Consider the following 18,883-nt stretch of genomic DNA (forward strand, 5'->3'; position numbering starts at 1 on the left):
TGTGAAAGGGGATCATGCTGTTTTCTTTAGTGATCTCCAGGCGACAGGCACATAACGGAGAGAAATCATGTTTGAACCTATGGAATTAACCAACGACGCGGTGATTAAAGTCATCGGCGTCGGTGGCGGCGGCGGTAACGCCGTAGAGCACATGGTACGCGAACGTATCGAAGGTGTGGAATTCTTTGCTGTGAATACCGACGCGCAAGCGCTGCGTAAAACAGCTGTCGGCCAGACCATTCAGATCGGTAATAACATTACCAAAGGTCTGGGTGCGGGTGCGAATCCGGAAGTAGGCCGTAACTCAGCAGAAGAAGATCGCGAAGCACTGCGGGCTGCGCTGGAAGGGGCAGACATGGTCTTCATCGCAGCAGGCATGGGCGGCGGTACCGGTACCGGTGCAGCCCCTGTAGTTGCTGAAGTGGCTAAGGATCTCGGTATCCTGACGGTGGCCGTTGTTACCAAGCCGTTCAACTTCGAAGGCAAAAAGCGCATGGCGTTTGCTGAGCAGGGGATCGCTGAACTTTCTAAGCACGTCGATTCACTGATCACTATTCCCAACGACAAGCTGCTGAAAGTGCTGGGCCGTGGTATTTCCCTGCTGGATGCATTTGGCGCTGCTAACGACGTGCTGAAAGGCGCAGTCCAGGGTATTGCCGAGCTGATCACCCGTCCGGGCCTGATGAACGTCGACTTTGCTGACGTGCGTACAGTGATGTCCGAAATGGGCTATGCCATGATGGGTTCAGGCGTTGCGTGCGGTGAAGATCGTGCGGAAGAAGCGGCTGAAATGGCGATCTCCAGCCCACTGCTGGAAGATATTGATCTGTCAGGCGCCCGTGGCGTGCTGGTCAACATTACGGCGGGCTTCGACCTGCGTCTGGATGAGTTTGAGACCGTGGGTAACACTATCCGCGCCTTCGCCTCTGACAACGCAACCGTTGTAATCGGTACCTCTCTGGATCCGGAAATGAATGACGAACTGCGCGTCACTGTCGTGGCAACCGGTATCGGCATGGACAAACGTCCGGAAATCACGCTGGTCACCAACAAGCCAGCCAGCCAGCCAGTGATGGATCATCGCTATCAGCAGCACGGTATGTCACCGCTGCCGCAGGAGCAAAAACCAGCTGCCAAAGTCGTTAACGACCAGGCTGCGCAGTCGAACAAAGAGCCTGACTATCTTGATATTCCGGCCTTTTTGCGTAAGCAGGCCGATTAGGATTAACCCTATAATTGGGATTATCCGCTCTTTGTGCTAAAGTGTCTGTCCGCTGGTAAAGTATACTGGCGGTCGGAAAGGTGATACTGCGAGATAATGCGATGATCAAACAAAGGACATTAAAACGTATTGTTCAGGCGACGGGTGTCGGTTTACATACCGGCAAAAAAGTCACACTGACATTACGCCCTGCGTCGGCTAATACCGGGGTCATCTATCGTCGCACCGACTTGAATCCACCGGTAGATTTTCCGGCTGATGCAAAATACGTGCGCGACACCATGCTGAGTACCTGCCTGGTGAATGATGAAGGCGTGCGTATTTCAACGGTTGAACACCTCAATGCCGCCCTGGCGGGTCTGGGTATCGACAACATTATTGTTGAAGTCGATGCGCCGGAAATCCCGATCATGGATGGCAGCGCAGCACCGTTTATCTATCTGCTGATGGATGCGGGTATCGAGCAGCTCAACAGCGCGAAGAAATTTGTGCGTGTTAAGCAGACCGTGCGTGTGGAAGAGGGTGACAAATGGGCCGAGATCAAACCGTACAACGGTTTCTCGCTTGATTTCACCATCGACTTCAAACACCCGGCTATCGACTCCAGCTCACAGCGCTATGCGATGAACTTCTCTGCTGACGCCTTTGTTCGTCAAATCAGCCGGGCGCGTACATTTGGCTTTATGCGTGAAATCGAATATCTGCAGTCTAAAGGCCTGTGCCTGGGCGGTAGCTTAGATTGTGCGATAGGTCTGGATGATTTCCGCGTACTGAATGAAGAAGGTCTGCGTTTTGAGGACGAGTTTGTTCGTCACAAAATGCTGGACGCGATTGGCGACTTGTTTATGTGTGGTCACAACATCATTGGCGCATTCTCTGCGTTTAAATCGGGTCACGCGCTGAATAACAAGTTGCTGCAAGCGGTTCTGGCTAAGCAGGAAGCCTGGGAATGGGCAACCTTCGAAGACGAAGCTGAACTGCCAGTGGCATTCAAAGCACCGAATCTGGTTCTGGCTTAACTACCCCAGAACGTGAAACGGCTGGTTATGCTGACACCCTCTCCGGTCAGCGGCGCCAGCCGTTTTTTTATGGCTTTCTGTCATACTCCTGACGATTGCGACGTCGCTCGCAACACATTGTCTGTTCTGCTGAATTGCTGAACAATCACACGCGTTTTCTCACACCGCCACTTTAATCCCAGGTGTGGATGCCCCACATTAATGTTACTATCTGTGGCGCTTTTACAGGCCGAAATCCGTTGCGGCTCGCGGCGGGTACACGAAAACAAGAGCGCAACAGAGCGTGCGCGATGGAAAGGTTGTGATCGGGATTCTTCAGCGCTGGCGACAATTAGGTAGACGCTATTTCTGGCCTCATCTCCTGTTAGGGATGGTAGCGGCCAGCTTTGGCCTGCCAGCCTGTGCGCAAAGCGCCGAACCCAACGCGTCCTCTGAATCGCCAGCCAGCAGCCTCTTTCTTGGCAATGCCACACGCTTTGATCATTTAATCCGGCTCCAGGAAGCGTCACGGCGCCCGAGCTTCAGCGTGGATTACTGGCATCAGCACGCCATCCGCACCGTTATTCGTCACCTCTCTTTCACGCTTGCTCCCCAGGCGCAGGCGGAACAACAGCAGTTACCGCTGGCGGCCCAAAAGCTGGCGCTTATTGACTCACTGCATAATTTACTGACATCGCATTCTGCGCTGCATACCGCACCGCAGCAGATGGCAACACCGCCTCTCTTCATGGCCGTTACCCGTTCATGGGTAGAATGGCATGCCAGTGTGCATGGCATCCGCGCCGGACCCGCCCGATTGTTCTGCTAATAGTATTGGTTTTACTCACTCTGTTTAGATTTCGCAGTCCGGAATATTCCGGCTGAATTGAGAATATATTTATTATGTTTAGCAAAATATTAACCAAGGTTTTTGGTAGCAGTAACGATCGTACGCTGCGTCGTATGCGCAAGGTGGTAGATGTCATCAATAAGATGGAGCCTGATTTTGAGAAGCTCTCTGACGATGAACTGAAAGCTAAAACCGACCTGTTCCGCGAGCGTCTGAAAAAAGGCGAATCGCTGGAAAGTCTGATCCCGGAAGCGTTCGCGACCGTACGTGAAGCGAGTAAACGTGTGTTCGGTATGCGTCACTTTGATGTGCAGCTGATCGGCGGCATGGTGCTGAACGACCGCTGCATCGCTGAGATGCGTACCGGTGAAGGTAAAACCCTGACCGCAACGCTGCCAGCCTACCTGAATGCGCTGTCTGGTAAAGGTGTTCACGTGGTGACCGTCAACGACTATCTGGCACAGCGTGATGCGGAAAACAACCGACCACTGTTTGAGTTCCTGGGTCTGACGATTGGTATCAACATGTCGGGCCTGCCGGCTGTGGCGAAGCGTGAAGCATATGCAGCAGACATTACCTACGGCACCAACAACGAGTATGGCTTCGACTACCTGCGTGACAACATGGCGTTCAGCCCGGAAGAGCGCGTACAGCGTAAACTGCACTATGCGCTGGTGGATGAGGTCGACTCCATCCTGATCGATGAAGCGCGTACACCGCTGATCATCTCCGGTCCGGCAGAAGACAGTTCTGATCTCTACACCAAAGTGAACAAGATCATCCCTCACCTGGTTCGCCAGGATAAAGAAGATACCGAAACCCATCAGGGTGAAGGCGACTTCTGGGTCGATGAGAAAGCGCGTCAGGCTCATATGTCTGAACGCGGTCTGGTGAAAGTGGAAGAGCTGCTGGTCAGCCAGGGCATTATGGAGGCGGGCGAGTCACTTTACTCGCCGACCAACATCATGCTGATGCACCACGTCACTGCGGCACTGCGCGCGCATGCACTCTTTACCCGCGATGTTGATTACATCGTGAAAGATGGCGAAGTGGTAATCGTTGATGAACACACCGGCCGTACCATGCAGGGTCGTCGCTGGTCAGATGGTCTGCATCAGGCGATTGAAGCGAAAGAAGGCGTAGAGATCCAGAACGAGAACCAGACGCTGGCCTCTATTACCTTCCAGAACTACTTCCGTATTTACGAAAAGCTGGCCGGTATGACCGGTACTGCTGATACCGAAGCGTTCGAATTCAGCTCTATTTACAAGCTCGACACCATTGTCGTGCCGACTAACCGTCCGATGGTGCGTAAAGATCTGGCTGACCTGGTCTACATGACAGAGAAAGAGAAGATCGATGCGATTATCGAAGATATCCGTGAGCGTACAGCCAATGGACAGCCGGTACTGGTGGGCACGATCTCGATTGAAAAATCAGAAGTGGTCTCTAATGAACTGACCCGCGCCGGTATCAAACATAACGTCCTGAACGCCAAATTCCACGCCCGCGAAGCGGACATCGTGGCGCAGGCTGGTCAACCGGGCGCGGTCACTATCGCGACCAACATGGCCGGACGTGGTACGGACATTATGCTGGGCGGTAGCTGGCACGCTGAAGTGGCCGAACTGGAAGAGCCAACTGAAGCGCAAATCGAAGAGATTAAAGCGGCCTGGCAGATTCGTCATGACGCGGTGCTGGCGTCAGGTGGTTTGCATATTGTGGGTACCGAGCGTCACGAATCGCGTCGTATCGATAACCAGCTGCGTGGTCGTGCAGGTCGTCAGGGTGACGCCGGTTCTTCACGCTTCTACCTGTCGATGGAAGATGCGCTGATGCGTATTTTCGCCTCAGACCGCGTGTCAAATATGATGCGTAAACTGGGCATGAAGCCAGGCGAAGCGATTGAGCACCCGTGGGTGACTAAAGCGATTGCCAACGCGCAGCGTAAAGTCGAAAGCCGTAACTTCGATATCCGTAAGCAGCTGCTGGAATATGATGATGTGGCTAACGACCAGCGTCGTGCGATCTACAGTCAGCGTAATGAGCTGCTGGATGTGTCTGATGTGAGCGAAACCATCAACAGTATTCGCCACGATGTCTACAAAGCCACTATCGATACCTACATTCCGCCACAGTCGCTGGAAGAAATGTGGGACGTGCCTGGCCTGGAAGAGCGTCTGCGCACTGACTTCGATCTTAACCTGCCGATTGCAGAGTGGCTGGACAAAGAGCCCGATCTGCATGAAGAAGTGCTGCGTGAACGCATCATGACCCATGCCATGGAAAGCTACGCAGAGAAAGAAGAGATCGTGGGCGCGGAAATGATGCGCAACTTCGAAAAAGGCGTGATGCTGCAGACGCTGGACTCTCTGTGGAAAGAGCATCTGGCAGCGATGGACTATCTGCGCCAGGGTATCCATCTGCGCGGCTATGCGCAGAAAGATCCAAAGCAGGAGTACAAGCGTGAATCCTTTGCCATGTTCGCCGCAATGCTTGAATCACTGAAGTATGAAGTGATCAGTACGCTGAGCAAAGTTCAGGTGCGCATGCCAGAAGAAGTTGAAGCGATGGAGCAACAGCGTCGCGAAGAAGCTGAACGTCTGGCACAGCAACAGCAGCTGAGCCATGTGGAAGAAGATCTGCTGGCAGCTGAGCCTGTGGCTGAGCAAAGTGGAGAACGCAAAGTGGGCCGCAACGATCCCTGCCCATGTGGTTCCGGTAAAAAGTATAAGCAGTGTCATGGCCGTATCGCCTGAGGCTAAATGCTGATAAAAAAGGAGCCGCTGGCTCCTTTTTTTATGGCCTTTGCCACTACGATGACTATGCCCATGCTGAGCTAAAGCGGTTAACTTCCGTTACGGCATGCTCTAAAATTAGCCTTCATTCACCATTACTACCGGATAGTCTTCATGAAGCACCTGCAGGTTGCAGTTGGCATCATTCGCAATGCCAATAAACAGATTTTCCTTGCCCAGCGCGCATCGACCTCTTATATGGCAAATAAGTGGGAGTTTCCTGGCGGTAAGATTGAAGCGGGCGAAAGCGCCGAACAGGGACTCATAAGGGAGCTCCAGGAAGAAACCGGGATCGATGTCACCGAGGCTCGCCCGATTGGTCATGCAGATCACAGCTATGACGATCTGCGCGTAACGCTGCACTTCTTTCTGGTTGAAGGGTGGAAAGGGGAGCCGTGGGGCAAAGAGGGGCAACCGCAGCGCTGGGTTGATCAGCATGCGCTGGTCGCGGAGGAGTTTCCGCCAGCGAATCATCAGCTGATTGCGCGTCTGGTCGCCGGCGAACTCTGAGTGGATGGGGCAGCGCGCCCCATCCTGTTATCAGCGCTCTTCTTCACTCCAGTTGTCACTGTCGTTCATATCGTCGCTGCTGGGAATGCGTTTCTCTTCTGCGGCCCACTCGCCTAAATCAATAAGCTGACAGCGCTTACTGCAAAAAGGGCGCCACGGGCTGAGCTCATCCCAGATGACATCTTTGCCGCACTGCGGACAGGAAACGGTCATGACTTCTTGCTGCATGTTTACCTCTAACAACAGGCCAACTGGAAGTTAAGGCGGGCCGGAACTTCACCGCGCTCACTATCAAATGGCATAAAACGGATGGCGTAGCGGCTTTTATGTCCGGACACCTGTGGATAGAGGGCATCGTCCAGCGATAACTGCAATCGCAGCAGATCGGCACCCTCGGCATTATCCTGATAAAAACCGTTCAGACTGGTCTGCATATGGAATGCGCCGGACTGGCGGATCAGATCCAGTATCATCGCCAGCGCATGATGCAGGGGCGCGAGCGTCTGCATCCAGGCTTCGACCTGCGCATCGCGTGTTTCCTGCGGCAGATGGAGCCAGATGTGCAGGCCTGGCAAATCAAAGCTGCAGCATCCGCCGGGAATGCTGAGTCGCTGGCGCACCAGGGCAATCAGACGATCTTCACGGAGCTGTTGCCCCATACGCGGGGCATTCATCAACTGCGTTGACTGAATTTTTAGTTTATCGTGCAGAGCATCCACCAGCGTCATGTCGACACCCGGCACATCAGCCCAGGCACGTAATTTTTGCTGCTGACGCTCCAGCTCTTTCAACAGTTCAGTCCGCATATCGCCGCGCTCGAAAATGTCGAGCAACTCGCCAATCAGGCGAAAAAAGGTCAGCGCATTAACGGTTTTATCCAGTGGCGTGGTTTCATCTAACTGATTAATCAAAAATTCAACCCGCAACCAGGTTCGCATTTTTTCATTCAGTGGGTGTTCAAACAGAACGGGTGTACTCATGGTATTAATCCTGTTTCGTTGCCGCCAGCCTGAGATAGCGCTGATGGAGTTCGGCAACCTGTGGCAGGGCGTCGTCGGGCTCGCCGCTGTTATCAATAATGTCATCGGCACAGGCGAGGCGTTGCTGGCGCGTGGCCTGTGCGGCAAGAATACGTTTCGCCTGTTCGACGGAAAGATGGTCACGCTGCTGAGTCCGCGCTAACTGCGTTGCCTCATCAACATCCACCACCAGTACCCGATCAGCCTGGTGCTGTAATTGATTTTCCACCAGTAATGGCACTACCCAGAGCACATAAGGTGAGGTGGCCTGGGCGATCAGCTGTCGCGTCCGGGCGTTTATCAGCGGATGAAGCAGTGCGTTTAACCAGCTTTTCTCTTCCGGCTTCTGGAAAATAATGTCGCGAAGCTGTTTACGATCAAGCATGCCCTGCTCCGTCACTATCGACGCGCCATAGCGCCCCTTTATAGCCTGCAAAGCGGGCGTGCCGGGTTCAACAACTTCACGGGCAATCAGGTCAGCATCAATAATGTCCACGCCAGACGCGGCGAATGCCTGGGCAATCGTACTCTTTCCACTGCCGATCCCCCCTGTAAGCGCGACGATATAGGGCATGTTTCTCACCTGACTTCTTTTACGACATGGGTTCAGGGTAATGATCTGACTAAAAAAGGCAAAAATGGGTGTCAGATCACACCGATAAATCACAACTAAATTTAACGGATTGTAGCGTAAATAAAGTGAAATTCGCAGTCTTGTCGCACAGCGAGAGGCGCGTATCATAACGCTACTGGAGCTGTGCTTACTTCGCGAACGACGATTCGTTGCCACTTACCAGGACACTATTTATGCGTATTGAAGAAGATCTGAAACTGGGCTTTAAAGATGTCTTAATCCGTCCCAAACGCTCCACGCTGCAAAGTCGCTCACAGGTTGAGCTGGAACGCAGCTTTACCTTCAGACATTCGGGCCTGAGCTGGAGCGGCGTACCCATCATCGCCGCCAATATGGATACCGTCGGCACATTTTCGATGGCCGAGGCGCTCGCCAGCTTCAATATCCTTACTGCAGTCCACAAACATTACAGCGTTGATGACTGGCGCGCGTTCATTCAGCGCGTGCCTGCGACATGCCTTAAACATGTTATGGTCTCCACCGGCACTTCAGAGTCCGATCTCAGTAAACTGGTCGCCATTATGGCGCTGTCAGACGATCTGCAGTTTATCTGCATCGACGTGGCCAACGGTTACTCACAACATTTTGTCGATTTTCTGCAACGCGCGCGTGAAACTTTCCCCTCTAAAACAATCTGTGCCGGTAATGTCGTCACGGGCGAAATGGTGGAAGAGTTGATTCTTTCCGGCGCGGATATTGTCAAAGTGGGCATTGGCCCGGGTTCGGTCTGCACAACCCGGGTAAAAACCGGTGTAGGTTATCCGCAGCTTTCTGCCGTTATCGAGTGTGCTGATGCGGCGCATGGTTTAAGCGGACAGATTGTCAGTGATGGCGGTTGTTCAGTGCCGGGGGATATCGCCAAAGCCTTTGGCGGCGGTGCTGACTTCGTGATGCTGGGTGGCATGCTGGCGGCACATGATGAGTGCGAAGGGCAGGTTGTTGAAGAGAATGGCGAAAAATCCATGCTCTTTTATGGCATGAGTTCCGAATCGGCGATGAAGCGTCACGTTGGTGGTGTTGCGCAGTACCGTGCGGCAGAAGGCAAAACGGTCAAGCTGCCCTTAAGAGGTCCGGTGGCGGAGACAGCACGCGATATCCTGGGTGGGCTGCGTTCCGCCTGCACTTACGTAGGGGCCGAGCGCCTGAAAGAGCTGACCAAACGCACGACCTTTATTCGGGTTAACGAGCAGGAGAACCGGGTTTTCAACCGATAGCCATCCGGGGCGCAGCGTGCGCCCCTAATGCATCGCATCACCCAGCCCGAAGACCGGCAGATACATGGCAATCACCAGTGTGCCAACAATGCCGCCAATCACCATCATCATCATCGGTTCCAGCGAAGCCGCCAGTGTGTCAGCGCGCTCTCGCGTTTCGGCCTCATGCCATTCAGCCAGACGTGCCAGCATCAAATCCAGGGCGCCCGCCTCCTCACCGACGCGAATCAGCTGACCACATAATGGCGTGAACAACGGATGCTGCATCAGCGCCTGATGCAGAGGACTTCCCTCAGCAATATGTTGCTGCAGTCCGGCTATCGCGTCCCGCCAGAGCAATGAGGAGAATGTTACCTTAACGGCGGATAGCCCCTGTAACAGCGTTAACCCGGCGCTCTGTGTGAGATGCAGAATGGTATAGATCTGCGTCAGTTGTGTGCCGCGCCACAATCCGGAAAGCAGCGGGATGCGCAGGAAAAATGCCTGCTCACGGCGTTGCCAGCCCTCAGATCGTCGTCGCAGCTGATGCCATCCAGTCAGCATCAGCGAGACACCCAGGGCCAGCACACCTCCCCATTCCTGAAGCGCGGCAGATAACTGCATTACCGCTGCGGTAAAGGCGGGCAGGGGCGCATCAAAGGCGTCATAAACCGCAACGAACTCCGGCAGCACGAAGAGCAGCATGCCGCAGGTGACAGCCATCGCCACCAGCAGAATAAAAAGAGGATAGCGCAGCGCTTTACCCACCTGATGCCATAACTGCTGCTGGCGGATCTGCTGCTGAGCCAGTTCGCTGCAACAGACATCCAGCTGACCGGTGAGCTCACCTACCTCCATCAGGGACGGATAGAGTGCCGGAAAGATCTGCGGCCATTCACGCAAAGCCTGTGAAAAAGGCGCACCGCTGAGTACCCGATGATGCAGAGCTAGCATCAGGGCCCGCCAGCCAGCATGCGGCTGCCCCTCCGCCAGCAAAACCAGACTCTCTGCCAGCGGCAGGCCCGCTTTGAGCAAGGTGGCCAGTTGGCGAATGAGATCGGTTTTGTGCTGCCACTTCCAGTCCGTCGGACGCCAGACTTTTTCACGCTTCCAGCTCACCGGCAAAAGATCACGCTGCGCCAGCATCAGCAGCAGATTGTCACTGTCGATAGCCAGTAGCTGACCGCTGAGTAACTGACCCTGACTGTCGACCGCCTGCCAGCTGAATAAAGAGGCATTAGCCATCGTCCAGCCCAATCACCCGTTGCATCTCCTCCAGGGAGGTATCGCCCCGACTTACCGCTTCTAAACCGGAAACCAGCAGGGTGCGCAATCCCTGCTGTTTCGCCAGATTCAGCAGATTCTCCAGCGGCATCTCGGCGGCGATCGCATTTTGCAGTCTGGCATTAATGGGCAGCAGTTCAAACAACGCCAGCCGGCCAAAATAGCCGGAAAAGCAGTGGTCGCAGCCTGGGGCACGCCAGGTTTGCAGGGTGCCAGGCCAGAGTTCCGGAGGATAGTGTGCCACTGCCTGAGCAGGCTGACGGCAGTGAGGGCAGAGGCGTCTGACCAGACGCTGAGCAACGATCAATTTCAGTGCTGACCCAAGCAGATAACCGGGAATTCCCATCTGTCGAAGCCGGGTCAGCGTCTCGGCGGTGGAGTTAGTGTGCAGCGTGGAAAGGACCAGATGTCCGGTTTGTGCTGCTTTAACCGCAATCTCTGCCGTTTCGGCATCGCGAATTTCGCCCACCATGATGACGTCGGGATCCTGTCTCAGCAGCGCCCGCAGCACGCGGTTAAAATCGAGCCCGTTTTTAGCATGGATCTGTGTCTGATTGATGCCCGGCAGTGGGATCTCAATCGGATCCTCAACGCTGCAGAGATTTTTTTCAGGCTTATTCAGCGCACTAAGCCCGCTGTAGAGCGTGAATGTCTTGCCGCTGCCGGTGGGGCCCGTCACCAGAATCAATCCCTGCGGCTGGGCCAGCGCAGCGCAGAACAGACGTAGCTGCGCAGTGGGTAAACCGAGCTTATCCAGTGACAGCGCCGCGCTTTCACTCTGCAATAGCCTGACTACGGCTTTCTCCCCGCCGTAGATGGGCAACGTGGCCAGACGAAACGAGGCGGGTTTACCGGCGATCTCCATGCTGAACTGCCCATCCTGCGGTAACCGTCGTTCGGCGATATCCAGCCCGCCGAGAATCTTCAGTCGTGCCAGCAGCGCCGCAGGTTGAGTGGCAGGTAATGAAGAGAGCGGATGCAGTACGCCATCAATGCGCAGTCGCACGCGTAAACCCTCGCGGCAGGGTTCGATATGCACATCGGAGGCGCGGCGTTCGAGTGCCTGACGCAGGATCAGCTGTGTTGCCTCAATCGCTGACTCTGCGGGCGCCTCTTCACGCGCCACCAGCGGTGTGTCGGCATGCCGAAGCTGGTCGAGCCGGGCCTGCGGCCAGCATTCGATCTCAATCTTACACTGGCTGGCAAAATGAAGCGCTTCAGACAGTCCGGGCGGCACGCTTTCTGCGACGGCCACACGCAGCTGACTGGCATCATGGTGTAACACCAGGGCGCGATAGCGCTGACATAAAGCCGCGATCGCTTCATCAGGCTTGTTCATCGCTGGCCCCTTTATCCGCAAAGCGGAACTGATCCTGACAATTGTCGCGCAGGCTATTGTTGCTACTGGTGCAACTGCGTTGCCATCTGATGCCGCCATCCGTGCTGTCCCAGACCGGCAGCATTTCAACGCTCAGGCCATTGAGACTTTCCTGGCCAGTCAATGCAATCACACCGTTGGTCACGCTCAGTGCCGAGACATAGCGCGATCCTCTGGCTGCCGGAATGCCCGCTTCTCCTGCATGACACTGGGTTGGGCCACCACGCTCCATGGCGCAGAGCTCTACCGCAGTTTTAAACGGCACCATTGTTTGCAACATGTCGGTGAGGGCAGCGCGCTGCAGATAATTTTGATAAGCGGGCAGGCCGATGGCACTTAAGATCGCCACAATACCGACCACAATCATCAATTCAACCAGCGTAAATCCACGTTGATGATTCATCACATCGTCTCCTGATTAAGAAGGCGACAGGTTAAAAATCAGTAGCAGTAAAAGACAGTCAGAGAGGGGAAAACTGGAAAGTGTGGTGTGAACAGATTTCAGGATTGCAGCGCAGTCGAAACTGCGCCGGAAGCGGGGTCGCAAAATCGCCGGGCCGGGTTACGGTAGCGCAGGCTACTTTTGTTTGAAACGCATCGAGAGATCCAGCGCCCGCACATGCTTGGTCAGTGCGCCAACAGAGACATAGTCCACGCCGGTCAGAGCGATCTGTGGCAGGGTTGTTTCGGTAACGTTACCGGAGACTTCCAGCAGCGTCCGACCCTGGTTGATGTCGACGGCGGTACGCATTTCTTCCAGGCTGAAGTTATCCAGCATCACAATATCGGCTTCGGCTTCCAGCGCCTGACGCAACTCCTCCAGTGATTCCACTTCAACTTCAACCGGCACATCGGGTTGCAGCCATTGCGCTCTTTCCACTGCCTGCGCAATTGAGCCGCTGGCAATAATATGGTTCTCTTTAATCAGGTAGGCATCTGAGAGGCCCAGGCGATGATTGCTGCCACCGCCACAGAGCACGGCATATTTAAGCGCGGTCCGCAATCCGGGCAGGGTTTTACGCGTGTCCAGCAGCTGTGTCTGGCTTCCCGCCAGCAGTGCGACATAGCGGCTGACTTCGGTGGCAACGCCCGAGAGTGTTTGCACAAAATTAAGCGCGGTACGCTCCGCAGTCAGCAGCAGTCGGGCAGGACCCTCGATTTCAAACAGCAGCTGGTCTGCCTCGATCTGATCACCATCTTCGACATGCCAGCTCAGTGTCGCGTGCGAGCCGAGTTGAATGAAGACTTCTTCCACCCAGCGTTTACCACAGAAAACACCCGCTTCACGGGTAATGACCTGCGCATGAGCCTGGATATCGGCAGGTAACAACTGGGCAGTAATATCCCGGTCAGCGTCGATCTCTCCACCAAGATCCTCTTTTAACGCCAGTGCAACCGCATCCGGGATGTCACTTTCAATGCGTTTGATGAGTGCCTGACGGCGGCTGTCAGGATCATAACCACGAGATGACATAGGTGTTTTACTCCAGAACGAGAAATGACAGAGGGTGACACAATAGCCTGAACCGCCATCAGGTTCCAGCAACGAATCGTATTTTGTTTAGTATCCTTAACACGCAGCGTTGTCATGTGACCCAACCGGCACACTAAGAGGCAAGAATCCTTTATTATTCATGCTATTCTCAGCCAGCTGAAACAAGGAAAATGGGTATGAAAATCGAACAGGGCTGGCTGACCGGAGCGCGTCACGTGCCGTCAACGCATTGCAATGAACGGCCAGACAATGAAGCGCCTTCACTGCTGGTGATTCACAATATCAGCCTGCCACCCGGTGAATTTGGCGGGCCGTGGATCGACAAGCTGTTCACCGGCACACTTCCGCCGGATGCTCATCCCTATTTTGCGGATATCGCCGCGCTGAAAGTCGCGGCACACTGCCTGATTCGTCGTGACGGGGAGATCGTGCAGTATGTCCCTTTTCATAAACGTGCCTGGCATGCAGGCATTTCGCAGTTTGAAGGACGTGAAAACTGCAACGACTTCTCTATAGGGATTGAGCTGGAAGGAACAGACAGTGAGCCCTATAGCGAAGCGCAATATCGGGCCCTGCAGCAGGTAACCCTGTTGCTGCTGCAGCATTACCCGTTAACGCCTTCACGTATCACGGGGCACAGTGACATCGCGCCGGTACGAAAGACCGATCCCGGACCTGCTTTTGACTGGGACTACTACAAACAGCTGTTAACGCAGCAAAAATCCTGATTTTTGCGGAGTCAGTATGACGTTGTTTACCTTGTTGTTGGTTTTAGGCTGGGAGCGCCTGTTTAAACTGGGCGAGCACTGGCAGCTCGAACACCGGCTGGAGCCGATTTTTCGGCATCGCCGACATTTCTCCATGATGCGTACTCTGCTAATGACTGTGCTGGCGATGGCGCTGACTGCGCTGGTCATCTGGGCGCTGAAAGGGCTGCTGTTTGGTATACTGCAATTACTGTTCTGGATCGTCGCCGGCTTGCTCTGCATCGGTGCCGGTTCGGTGCGTCAGCACTACCATAGCTATCTGAAAGCAGCCAGTCATGACGACGACGCGGCGCATCAGGCGATGGCGGCTGAGTTGACGCTGATTCATGGCGTGCCGGTAGAATGCAGCGAACGCGAGTTCCTGCGTGAACTGCAGAATGCACTGATCTGGATAAACTTCCGCTTCTACCTTGCGCCGATGTTCTGGCTGGTGGTGGGAGGGCCGTGGGGTCCGGTGCTGCTGGTGGGTTATGCGTTTCTGCGAGCCTGGCAAGGCTGGCTGGCAAAACATGGTACACCGATGGCGCGTTCGCAGTCTGGCGTGGATGCGATACTGCATCTTCTCGACTGGATCCCGGTGCGGCTGGCGGGGGTGGCTTACGCGCTGCTGGGCCACGGCGAAAAAGCGCTGCCTGCGTGGTTTGCTTCGCTGACTGATCGTCACCGTTCTCAGTATCAGGTGCTGACGACGCTGGCGCAGTTCTCCCTGTCACGCGATCCGCACACCGATAAAGTAGAAACGCCACGGGTTGCCGTGGCGTTAGCGAAACGCACTTCACTGGTGCTGGTGGTTGCCGTTGCGTTGCTGACGATTTACGGCACGCTGGTGTAATCGGCAGGTGGCACGCCAAAATCGGGCGTGCCATCTTCCCGCCAGCTGAAATATTTCAGTCGGGTGTGGCGGTTCGGATCCCACAACGGATCGCCCTCAATTTCAGTGTAGTTACGCGCGTGATAAACCAGCACGTCGCGTCCCGCCTCATCCTGGGTAAAACTGTTGTGGCCTGGCCCATACTGATGGTTGTCCCAGCTGGATACAAAGACCGGGCGTGCCGATTTTTGCCAGGCGGTGACATCAAGCGGATCGGCATCAGCGGCAATCGACAGTATCCCCAGACAGTAATTTTCATCGGTAGCGCTGGCGGAGTAGGTCACGAACAGCCGATCGCTGTGACGAATCACCGCCGGACCTTCGTTCACGCTAAACCCTGCGCACTCCCACTCATATTCTGGCCGACTCAGCATCACCGGTGTACCTTTCAGCGTCCAGGGATTCAGCAGCTCAGCCAGGTAGAGATTAGAGTTGCCGGGAATCACGGGATCTTTTTGCGCCCAGAGATACCAGTTTTTGCCCTGATGTACGAAGTGCGTGGCATCCAGAGAGAAGCTGTCGAGCTGGCTGAAAACCCGGCGGCAGGGCTGCCATTCGCCCTGCAATGGATCTGCCGCCTCACACACCAGCGCATACATCCGGTGCTGAAACAGTCCCTCTTTGATCTCCCGCGTCGGCGCTGCTGCGAAATAGATAACCCACTGGCCGTCAATGTAGTGCAATTCGGGTGCCCAGATTAACTCGCTACAGGGGCCGCTATCAGGCTTGCGCCAGACCACGACCGGCTCGGCGCTGCGCAGGCCAGCCAGCGTTGTGGCGCGTCGGATCTCCAGCCGGTCATACTCCGGTACTGATGCCACAAAGTAGTAGTACTGTTCATGGCGAAGGATAAAGGGGTCGGCGCGCTGCTCAATAAAAGGATTCGGCAGGATTGCAGTCATTTAACATCTCCGGTTGGCGTAGCAGCACCGTCGCGCAGGCGAACAGCGTGTAACTCGTGGAAGTTTTCGCGGCGCAGCGCGAGATCCTGCTGGATGGTAATCATCATTTTGCGGTCGACCTTCATCAGCCGCACCACGCCGGCGGTAATCAGATAGCCGACGCCTGGAATGATGGTGAAGAGCAGCATGATGCCGTTAATCGCTTCAGGGGACTGCTGTTTAGCACCCGCATTGTAGCCATAGATCGACAGCAGAAAGCCGACCATTGCACCGGCCACTGCCAGTCCCACCTTGAGGAAGAACAGGTTGCCGGAGAAGCTGATGCCGGTGATGCGCTTGCCGGTTTTCCACTCGCCGTAGTCATCCACATCCGCCATCAGCGACCAGTGCAGCGGAGAAGGGATCTGATGCAGGATATTCAGCACAAAGTAAGCCACTACGACCATCACCGTGGCGTGAGGATCGATCCAGTAAAAGCCGCAGGAGAAGAGCGCCAATGCGATATTAGTCCAGAAGAAGACTTTGAGTTTGCACCAGCGATCGGTGAGCAGTTTCGCCAGCGTGCTGCCGAACATCATGCCAATCACGCCCAGGCTGATAAACAGCGTGGCGAAGTGCGTGGACTGACCCATGACCCAGGTGACGTAATACATGGTGGCTGCCATGCGGATGAAGCCAGGACAGACGTTACAGAAGGTCAGCAGCAGAATGCGCACCCACTGGTCATTCTTCCAGACGTCACGCAGATCTTTTTTCAGGTCATCATTGCTCGGTACAGCAGGGCGGATACGTTCACGAACTGTGGCAAAGCAGAACAGAAACATCGCCAGACCAATCGTGGCCAGCACCGCCATCGCCATCTGGTAGCCGCGCGCTTTATCTTCCCCACCAAACCACTCCGCCATCGGCAGCAGCGACAGAGAAAGTATCAGCGTGGCGATACCGACCATGACAAAACGGTAGGACTGGCAGGAGACGCGTTCACCAGGGTCGTTGGTAATCACGCCACCCAGCGAGCAATAAGGAATATTAATCGCGGTATACGTCAGTGACATCAGGAAGTAGGTGACGAACGCCCAGATGACCTTGTTGTGATAGGTCCAGTCTGGTGTGGTGAACATCAGAACGCTGAAGACCACATAGGGAACGGAAACCCACAGCAGCCAGGGACGAAAACGGCCCCAGCGACTCTGGGTGCGATCGGCGATGGCGCCCATAATCGGATCGGTAACCGCATCCAGCACCCTGACCGAAAGCAGCAGGGTTCCCACCAGCGCCGGAGCAAGGCCGAAAACATCGGTATAGAAGTAGTTCAGGAACAGCATGATGGCACCGCCAATCATGTTGCATCCGGCATCACCCATGCCATATCCCAGTTTTTCCCGAAACGGGAGAGCTGTACCTTTCATGGTTTATTCCTGCGCATCCAGTGTGAACAGGAAGTATTGTCAGGAAATCAGTGAGATGAACGGGAGAAATTCGTCATGAAGATGGACAAAACAGGTGCGGGAAGAGAAGTGTGAGCTGGATCGGGCATCAGAGGTACGTGCTGCAACCTCCCTGAGAGGTCGCAGCACGTAGTAGAGCATCAGGCTTTCTGCGTCTGGTTTTTAATAAAGTAACCAATACCCAGAATGACCAGCCAGACCGGGATCAGCCAGACGGAGATCGCCATGCCCGGCGTGGTCGCCATCAGTACCAGAATCCCTGCCAGGAAGATCAGGCAAATCCAGTTACCTGCCGGATAGAGCAGCGCTTTAAAGCGGGTTGTGACGCCCTGCTGATCTTTCTTACGACGGAACTTGAGGTGCGCCAGGCTGATCATCGCCCAGTTGATGACCAGTGCAGAGACCACCAGCGACATCAGCAGGCCAAACGCTTCGCCCGGCATCAGGTAGTTGATCAGCACACACAGCGCAGTAGCCACAGCAGAGACCAGAATCGTTAACACCGGTACACCGCGACGATCGACTTTCAGCAGTGCTTTCGGCGCATTGCCCTGCTGTGCCAGACCAAACAGCATGCGGCTGTTACAGTAAACGCAGCTGTTATAGACCGACAGGGCAGCCGTCAGGATCACCACGTTAAGCGCATTCGCCACCATGGCATCGCCCAGTTCGTGGAAGATAAAGACGAACGGGCTGACTTCTGAGGTGACGCGGGTCCACGGCATCAGTGACAGCAGGACCGCCAGCGAACCAATGTAGAAAATCAGGATACGCCACAGCACCTGGTTGGTCGCTTTTGGAATGCTCACTTCCGGGTTATCCGCTTCAGCTGCGGTGATACCCACCAGCTCCAGACCCCCGAATGAGAACATGATAATCGCCATGACGGTGACCAGGCCGCCAATGCCATGCGGGAAGAAGCCGCCCTGTTCCCACAGGTTGCGTACTGTCGCCTGCGGACCGGCATGACCACTGAACAGCAGCCAGCCGCCGAACAGGATCATGCCAATGACCGCAACCACTTTAATGATGGCGAACCAGAACTCCATCTCACCAAACACTTTCACGTTGGTCAGGTTGATAGCATTGATCATCACGAAGAAGAGGGCAGCCGACGCCCAGGTCGGAAAGTCAGGCCACCAGAACTGGACATATTTGCCGACGGCAGTGAGTTCTGCCATGGCAACCAGCACATAGAGCACCCAGTAGTTCCAGCCCGAAGCAAAACCCGCAAAGTTGCCCCAGTATTTATAGGCAAAGTGGCTGAAGCTGCCGGCAACCGGCTCTTCCACGACCATCTCACCTAACTGGCGCATGATTAAAAAGGCAATAAACCCGGCAATCGCATAGCCCAGAATAACGGCCGGTCCGGCGGATTCAATGACCGATGCACTGCCCAGAAACAGGCCGGTTCCCACTGCACCACCCAGCGCGATGAGCTGAATATGGCGGTTCTTAAGACCACGTTTCAGCGCTTCGCCTTGCTGCTGTTCCATACAAACCTCGTGATGTTT

The 18,883-nt window shown here is 55.0% G+C and carries 18 protein-coding genes; 8 read left to right on the forward strand and 10 right to left on the reverse strand.

Annotation, left to right across the window (positions count from 1 at the left end; genetic code table 11):
- Window positions 1-67: 67 nt before the first annotated feature.
- From ftsZ to mutT, 5 genes are all read left to right on the forward strand, one after another.
- Window positions 68-1,222 (forward strand): cell division protein FtsZ, encoded by a 1,155-nt coding sequence (gene ftsZ / locus AC6I77_RS03130; protein WP_003854738.1) that lies wholly within the window; start codon window positions 68-70, stop codon window positions 1,220-1,222.
- A 101-nt stretch (window positions 1,223-1,323) separates the two neighbouring features.
- Entirely contained in the window at window positions 1,324-2,241 is a 918-nt protein-coding gene (gene lpxC / locus AC6I77_RS03135; protein WP_008925578.1) for a UDP-3-O-acyl-N-acetylglucosamine deacetylase, read from the forward strand.
- Window positions 2,242-2,542: 301 nt separating this feature from the next.
- On the forward strand, window positions 2,543-3,049 hold the full coding sequence (gene secM / locus AC6I77_RS03140; protein WP_003854732.1) for a secA translation cis-regulator SecM: 507 nt from the start codon (window positions 2,543-2,545) through the stop codon (window positions 3,047-3,049).
- Window positions 3,050-3,123: 74 nt separating this feature from the next.
- Window positions 3,124-5,829, forward strand: a complete 2,706-nt coding sequence (secA, locus tag AC6I77_RS03145) for a preprotein translocase subunit SecA (RefSeq protein WP_003854731.1) — start codon at window positions 3,124-3,126, stop codon at window positions 5,827-5,829.
- A gap of 153 nt (window positions 5,830-5,982) precedes the next feature.
- Window positions 5,983-6,378, forward strand: coding sequence for an 8-oxo-dGTP diphosphatase MutT (mutT, locus tag AC6I77_RS03150; protein ID WP_003854730.1), 396 nt, complete (start codon window positions 5,983-5,985; stop codon window positions 6,376-6,378).
- Window positions 6,379-6,408: 30 nt separating this feature from the next.
- On the opposite strand, the gene yacG is transcribed toward mutT, so the two are convergent.
- From yacG to coaE, 3 genes are read right to left on the reverse strand one after another with little or no spacing between them, the layout of a single operon-like run.
- Window positions 6,409-6,606 (reverse strand): DNA gyrase inhibitor YacG, encoded by a 198-nt coding sequence (gene yacG, locus AC6I77_RS03155; protein ID WP_003854728.1) that lies wholly within the window; start codon window positions 6,604-6,606, stop codon window positions 6,409-6,411.
- Window positions 6,607-6,614: 8 nt separating this feature from the next.
- Window positions 6,615-7,358: a cell division protein ZapD gene (gene zapD / locus AC6I77_RS03160; RefSeq protein ID WP_003854726.1), complete on the reverse strand. Its 744-nt coding sequence runs from the start codon at window positions 7,356-7,358 to the stop codon at window positions 6,615-6,617.
- A gap of 4 nt (window positions 7,359-7,362) precedes the next feature.
- Window positions 7,363-7,971: a dephospho-CoA kinase gene (gene coaE, locus AC6I77_RS03165; RefSeq protein ID WP_110411653.1), complete on the reverse strand. Its 609-nt coding sequence runs from the start codon at window positions 7,969-7,971 to the stop codon at window positions 7,363-7,365.
- Between the two features lie 233 nt (window positions 7,972-8,204).
- On the opposite strand from coaE, the gene AC6I77_RS03170 reads away from it, so the two are divergent.
- Complete coding sequence (locus AC6I77_RS03170; RefSeq protein ID WP_008925582.1) at window positions 8,205-9,245, forward strand: GMP reductase; 1,041 nt, start codon at window positions 8,205-8,207, stop codon at window positions 9,243-9,245.
- A 24-nt stretch (window positions 9,246-9,269) separates the two neighbouring features.
- On the opposite strand, the gene hofC is transcribed toward AC6I77_RS03170, so the two are convergent.
- The 4 genes from hofC to nadC all read right to left on the reverse strand — a co-directional run bounded on the left by hofC (window position 9,270) and on the right by nadC (window position 13,360).
- Window positions 9,270-10,469, reverse strand: coding sequence for a protein transport protein HofC (gene hofC / locus AC6I77_RS03175; protein WP_110411652.1), 1,200 nt, complete (start codon window positions 10,467-10,469; stop codon window positions 9,270-9,272).
- Window positions 10,462-11,847, reverse strand: a complete 1,386-nt coding sequence (gene gspE, locus AC6I77_RS03180; RefSeq protein WP_110411651.1) for a type II secretion system protein GspE — start codon at window positions 11,845-11,847, stop codon at window positions 10,462-10,464. Before gspE ends, hofC begins: the two co-directional genes overlap by 8 nt.
- Complete coding sequence (gene ppdD, locus AC6I77_RS03185) at window positions 11,834-12,289, reverse strand: prepilin peptidase-dependent pilin (protein ID WP_003854719.1); 456 nt, start codon at window positions 12,287-12,289, stop codon at window positions 11,834-11,836. Before ppdD ends, gspE begins: the two co-directional genes overlap by 14 nt.
- Window positions 12,290-12,463: 174 nt before the next feature.
- On the reverse strand, window positions 12,464-13,360 hold the full coding sequence (gene nadC, locus AC6I77_RS03190) for a carboxylating nicotinate-nucleotide diphosphorylase (RefSeq protein ID WP_105099559.1): 897 nt from the start codon (window positions 13,358-13,360) through the stop codon (window positions 12,464-12,466).
- A gap of 197 nt (window positions 13,361-13,557) precedes the next feature.
- Here nadC and ampD point away from each other — a divergent pair, with 197 nt between their 5' ends.
- Together ampD and ampE are read left to right on the forward strand one after the other, a co-directional pair.
- A complete protein-coding gene (gene ampD / locus AC6I77_RS03195) occupies window positions 13,558-14,109 on the forward strand; it encodes a 1,6-anhydro-N-acetylmuramyl-L-alanine amidase AmpD (RefSeq protein WP_008925586.1) in 552 nt (183 codons plus the stop codon).
- Window positions 14,110-14,125: 16 nt separating this feature from the next.
- On the forward strand, window positions 14,126-14,980 hold the full coding sequence (gene ampE, locus AC6I77_RS03200; RefSeq protein WP_003854716.1) for a beta-lactamase regulator AmpE: 855 nt from the start codon (window positions 14,126-14,128) through the stop codon (window positions 14,978-14,980).
- Here the strand turns inward: ampE and AC6I77_RS03205 are convergent.
- The 3 genes from AC6I77_RS03205 to aroP form a co-directional block, all read right to left on the reverse strand.
- On the reverse strand, window positions 14,962-15,921 hold the full coding sequence (locus AC6I77_RS03205) for a glycoside hydrolase family 43 protein (protein ID WP_497816716.1): 960 nt from the start codon (window positions 15,919-15,921) through the stop codon (window positions 14,962-14,964). The genes ampE and AC6I77_RS03205 overlap by 19 nt on opposite strands.
- Window positions 15,918-17,330, reverse strand: a complete 1,413-nt coding sequence (locus tag AC6I77_RS03210) for a glycoside-pentoside-hexuronide (GPH):cation symporter (RefSeq protein WP_003854714.1) — start codon at window positions 17,328-17,330, stop codon at window positions 15,918-15,920. The genes AC6I77_RS03205 and AC6I77_RS03210 overlap by 4 nt, the downstream gene beginning before the upstream one ends.
- A 179-nt stretch (window positions 17,331-17,509) precedes the next feature.
- Window positions 17,510-18,865 carry an aromatic amino acid transporter AroP gene (aroP, locus tag AC6I77_RS03215; protein ID WP_003854713.1) on the reverse strand — a complete coding sequence of 452 codons (1,356 nt, stop codon included), beginning with the start codon at window positions 18,863-18,865 and terminating at the stop codon, window positions 17,510-17,512.
- Window positions 18,866-18,883: the final 18 nt, after the last annotated feature.

This window comes from Pantoea sp. X-Soil-ISGK-259, assembly GCF_059730705.1.

What these genes read in the sequence shown, in the direction of transcription:
- AC6I77_RS03170 (WP_008925582.1), top strand. Translation starts at nt 8,205, where the DNA reads ATGCGTATTGAAGAAGATCTGAAACTGGGCTTTAAAGATGTCTTAATC.
- ampE (WP_003854716.1), top strand. Translation starts at nt 14,126, where the DNA reads ATGACGTTGTTTACCTTGTTGTTGGTTTTAGGCTGGGAGCGCCTGTTT.
- nadC (WP_105099559.1), bottom strand. Translation starts at nt 13,360, where the DNA reads ATGTCATCTCGTGGTTATGATCCTGACAGCCGCCGTCAGGCACTCATC.
- AC6I77_RS03205 (WP_497816716.1), bottom strand. Translation starts at nt 15,921, where the DNA reads ATGACTGCAATCCTGCCGAATCCTTTTATTGAGCAGCGCGCCGACCCC.
- coaE (WP_110411653.1), bottom strand. Translation starts at nt 7,971, where the DNA reads ATGCCCTATATCGTCGCGCTTACAGGGGGGATCGGCAGTGGAAAGAGT.
- lpxC (WP_008925578.1), top strand. Translation starts at nt 1,324, where the DNA reads ATGATCAAACAAAGGACATTAAAACGTATTGTTCAGGCGACGGGTGTC.
- hofC (WP_110411652.1), bottom strand. Translation starts at nt 10,469, where the DNA reads ATGGCTAATGCCTCTTTATTCAGCTGGCAGGCGGTCGACAGTCAGGGT.
- aroP (WP_003854713.1), bottom strand. Translation starts at nt 18,865, where the DNA reads ATGGAACAGCAGCAAGGCGAAGCGCTGAAACGTGGTCTTAAGAACCGC.
- yacG (WP_003854728.1), bottom strand. Translation starts at nt 6,606, where the DNA reads ATGCAGCAAGAAGTCATGACCGTTTCCTGTCCGCAGTGCGGCAAAGAT.
- secA (WP_003854731.1), top strand. Translation starts at nt 3,124, where the DNA reads ATGTTTAGCAAAATATTAACCAAGGTTTTTGGTAGCAGTAACGATCGT.
- gspE (WP_110411651.1), bottom strand. Translation starts at nt 11,847, where the DNA reads ATGAACAAGCCTGATGAAGCGATCGCGGCTTTATGTCAGCGCTATCGC.
- mutT (WP_003854730.1), top strand. Translation starts at nt 5,983, where the DNA reads ATGAAGCACCTGCAGGTTGCAGTTGGCATCATTCGCAATGCCAATAAA.
- ftsZ (WP_003854738.1), top strand. Translation starts at nt 68, where the DNA reads ATGTTTGAACCTATGGAATTAACCAACGACGCGGTGATTAAAGTCATC.
- ppdD (WP_003854719.1), bottom strand. Translation starts at nt 12,289, where the DNA reads ATGAATCATCAACGTGGATTTACGCTGGTTGAATTGATGATTGTGGTC.
- zapD (WP_003854726.1), bottom strand. Translation starts at nt 7,358, where the DNA reads ATGAGTACACCCGTTCTGTTTGAACACCCACTGAATGAAAAAATGCGA.
- ampD (WP_008925586.1), top strand. Translation starts at nt 13,558, where the DNA reads ATGAAAATCGAACAGGGCTGGCTGACCGGAGCGCGTCACGTGCCGTCA.
- AC6I77_RS03210 (WP_003854714.1), bottom strand. Translation starts at nt 17,330, where the DNA reads ATGAAAGGTACAGCTCTCCCGTTTCGGGAAAAACTGGGATATGGCATG.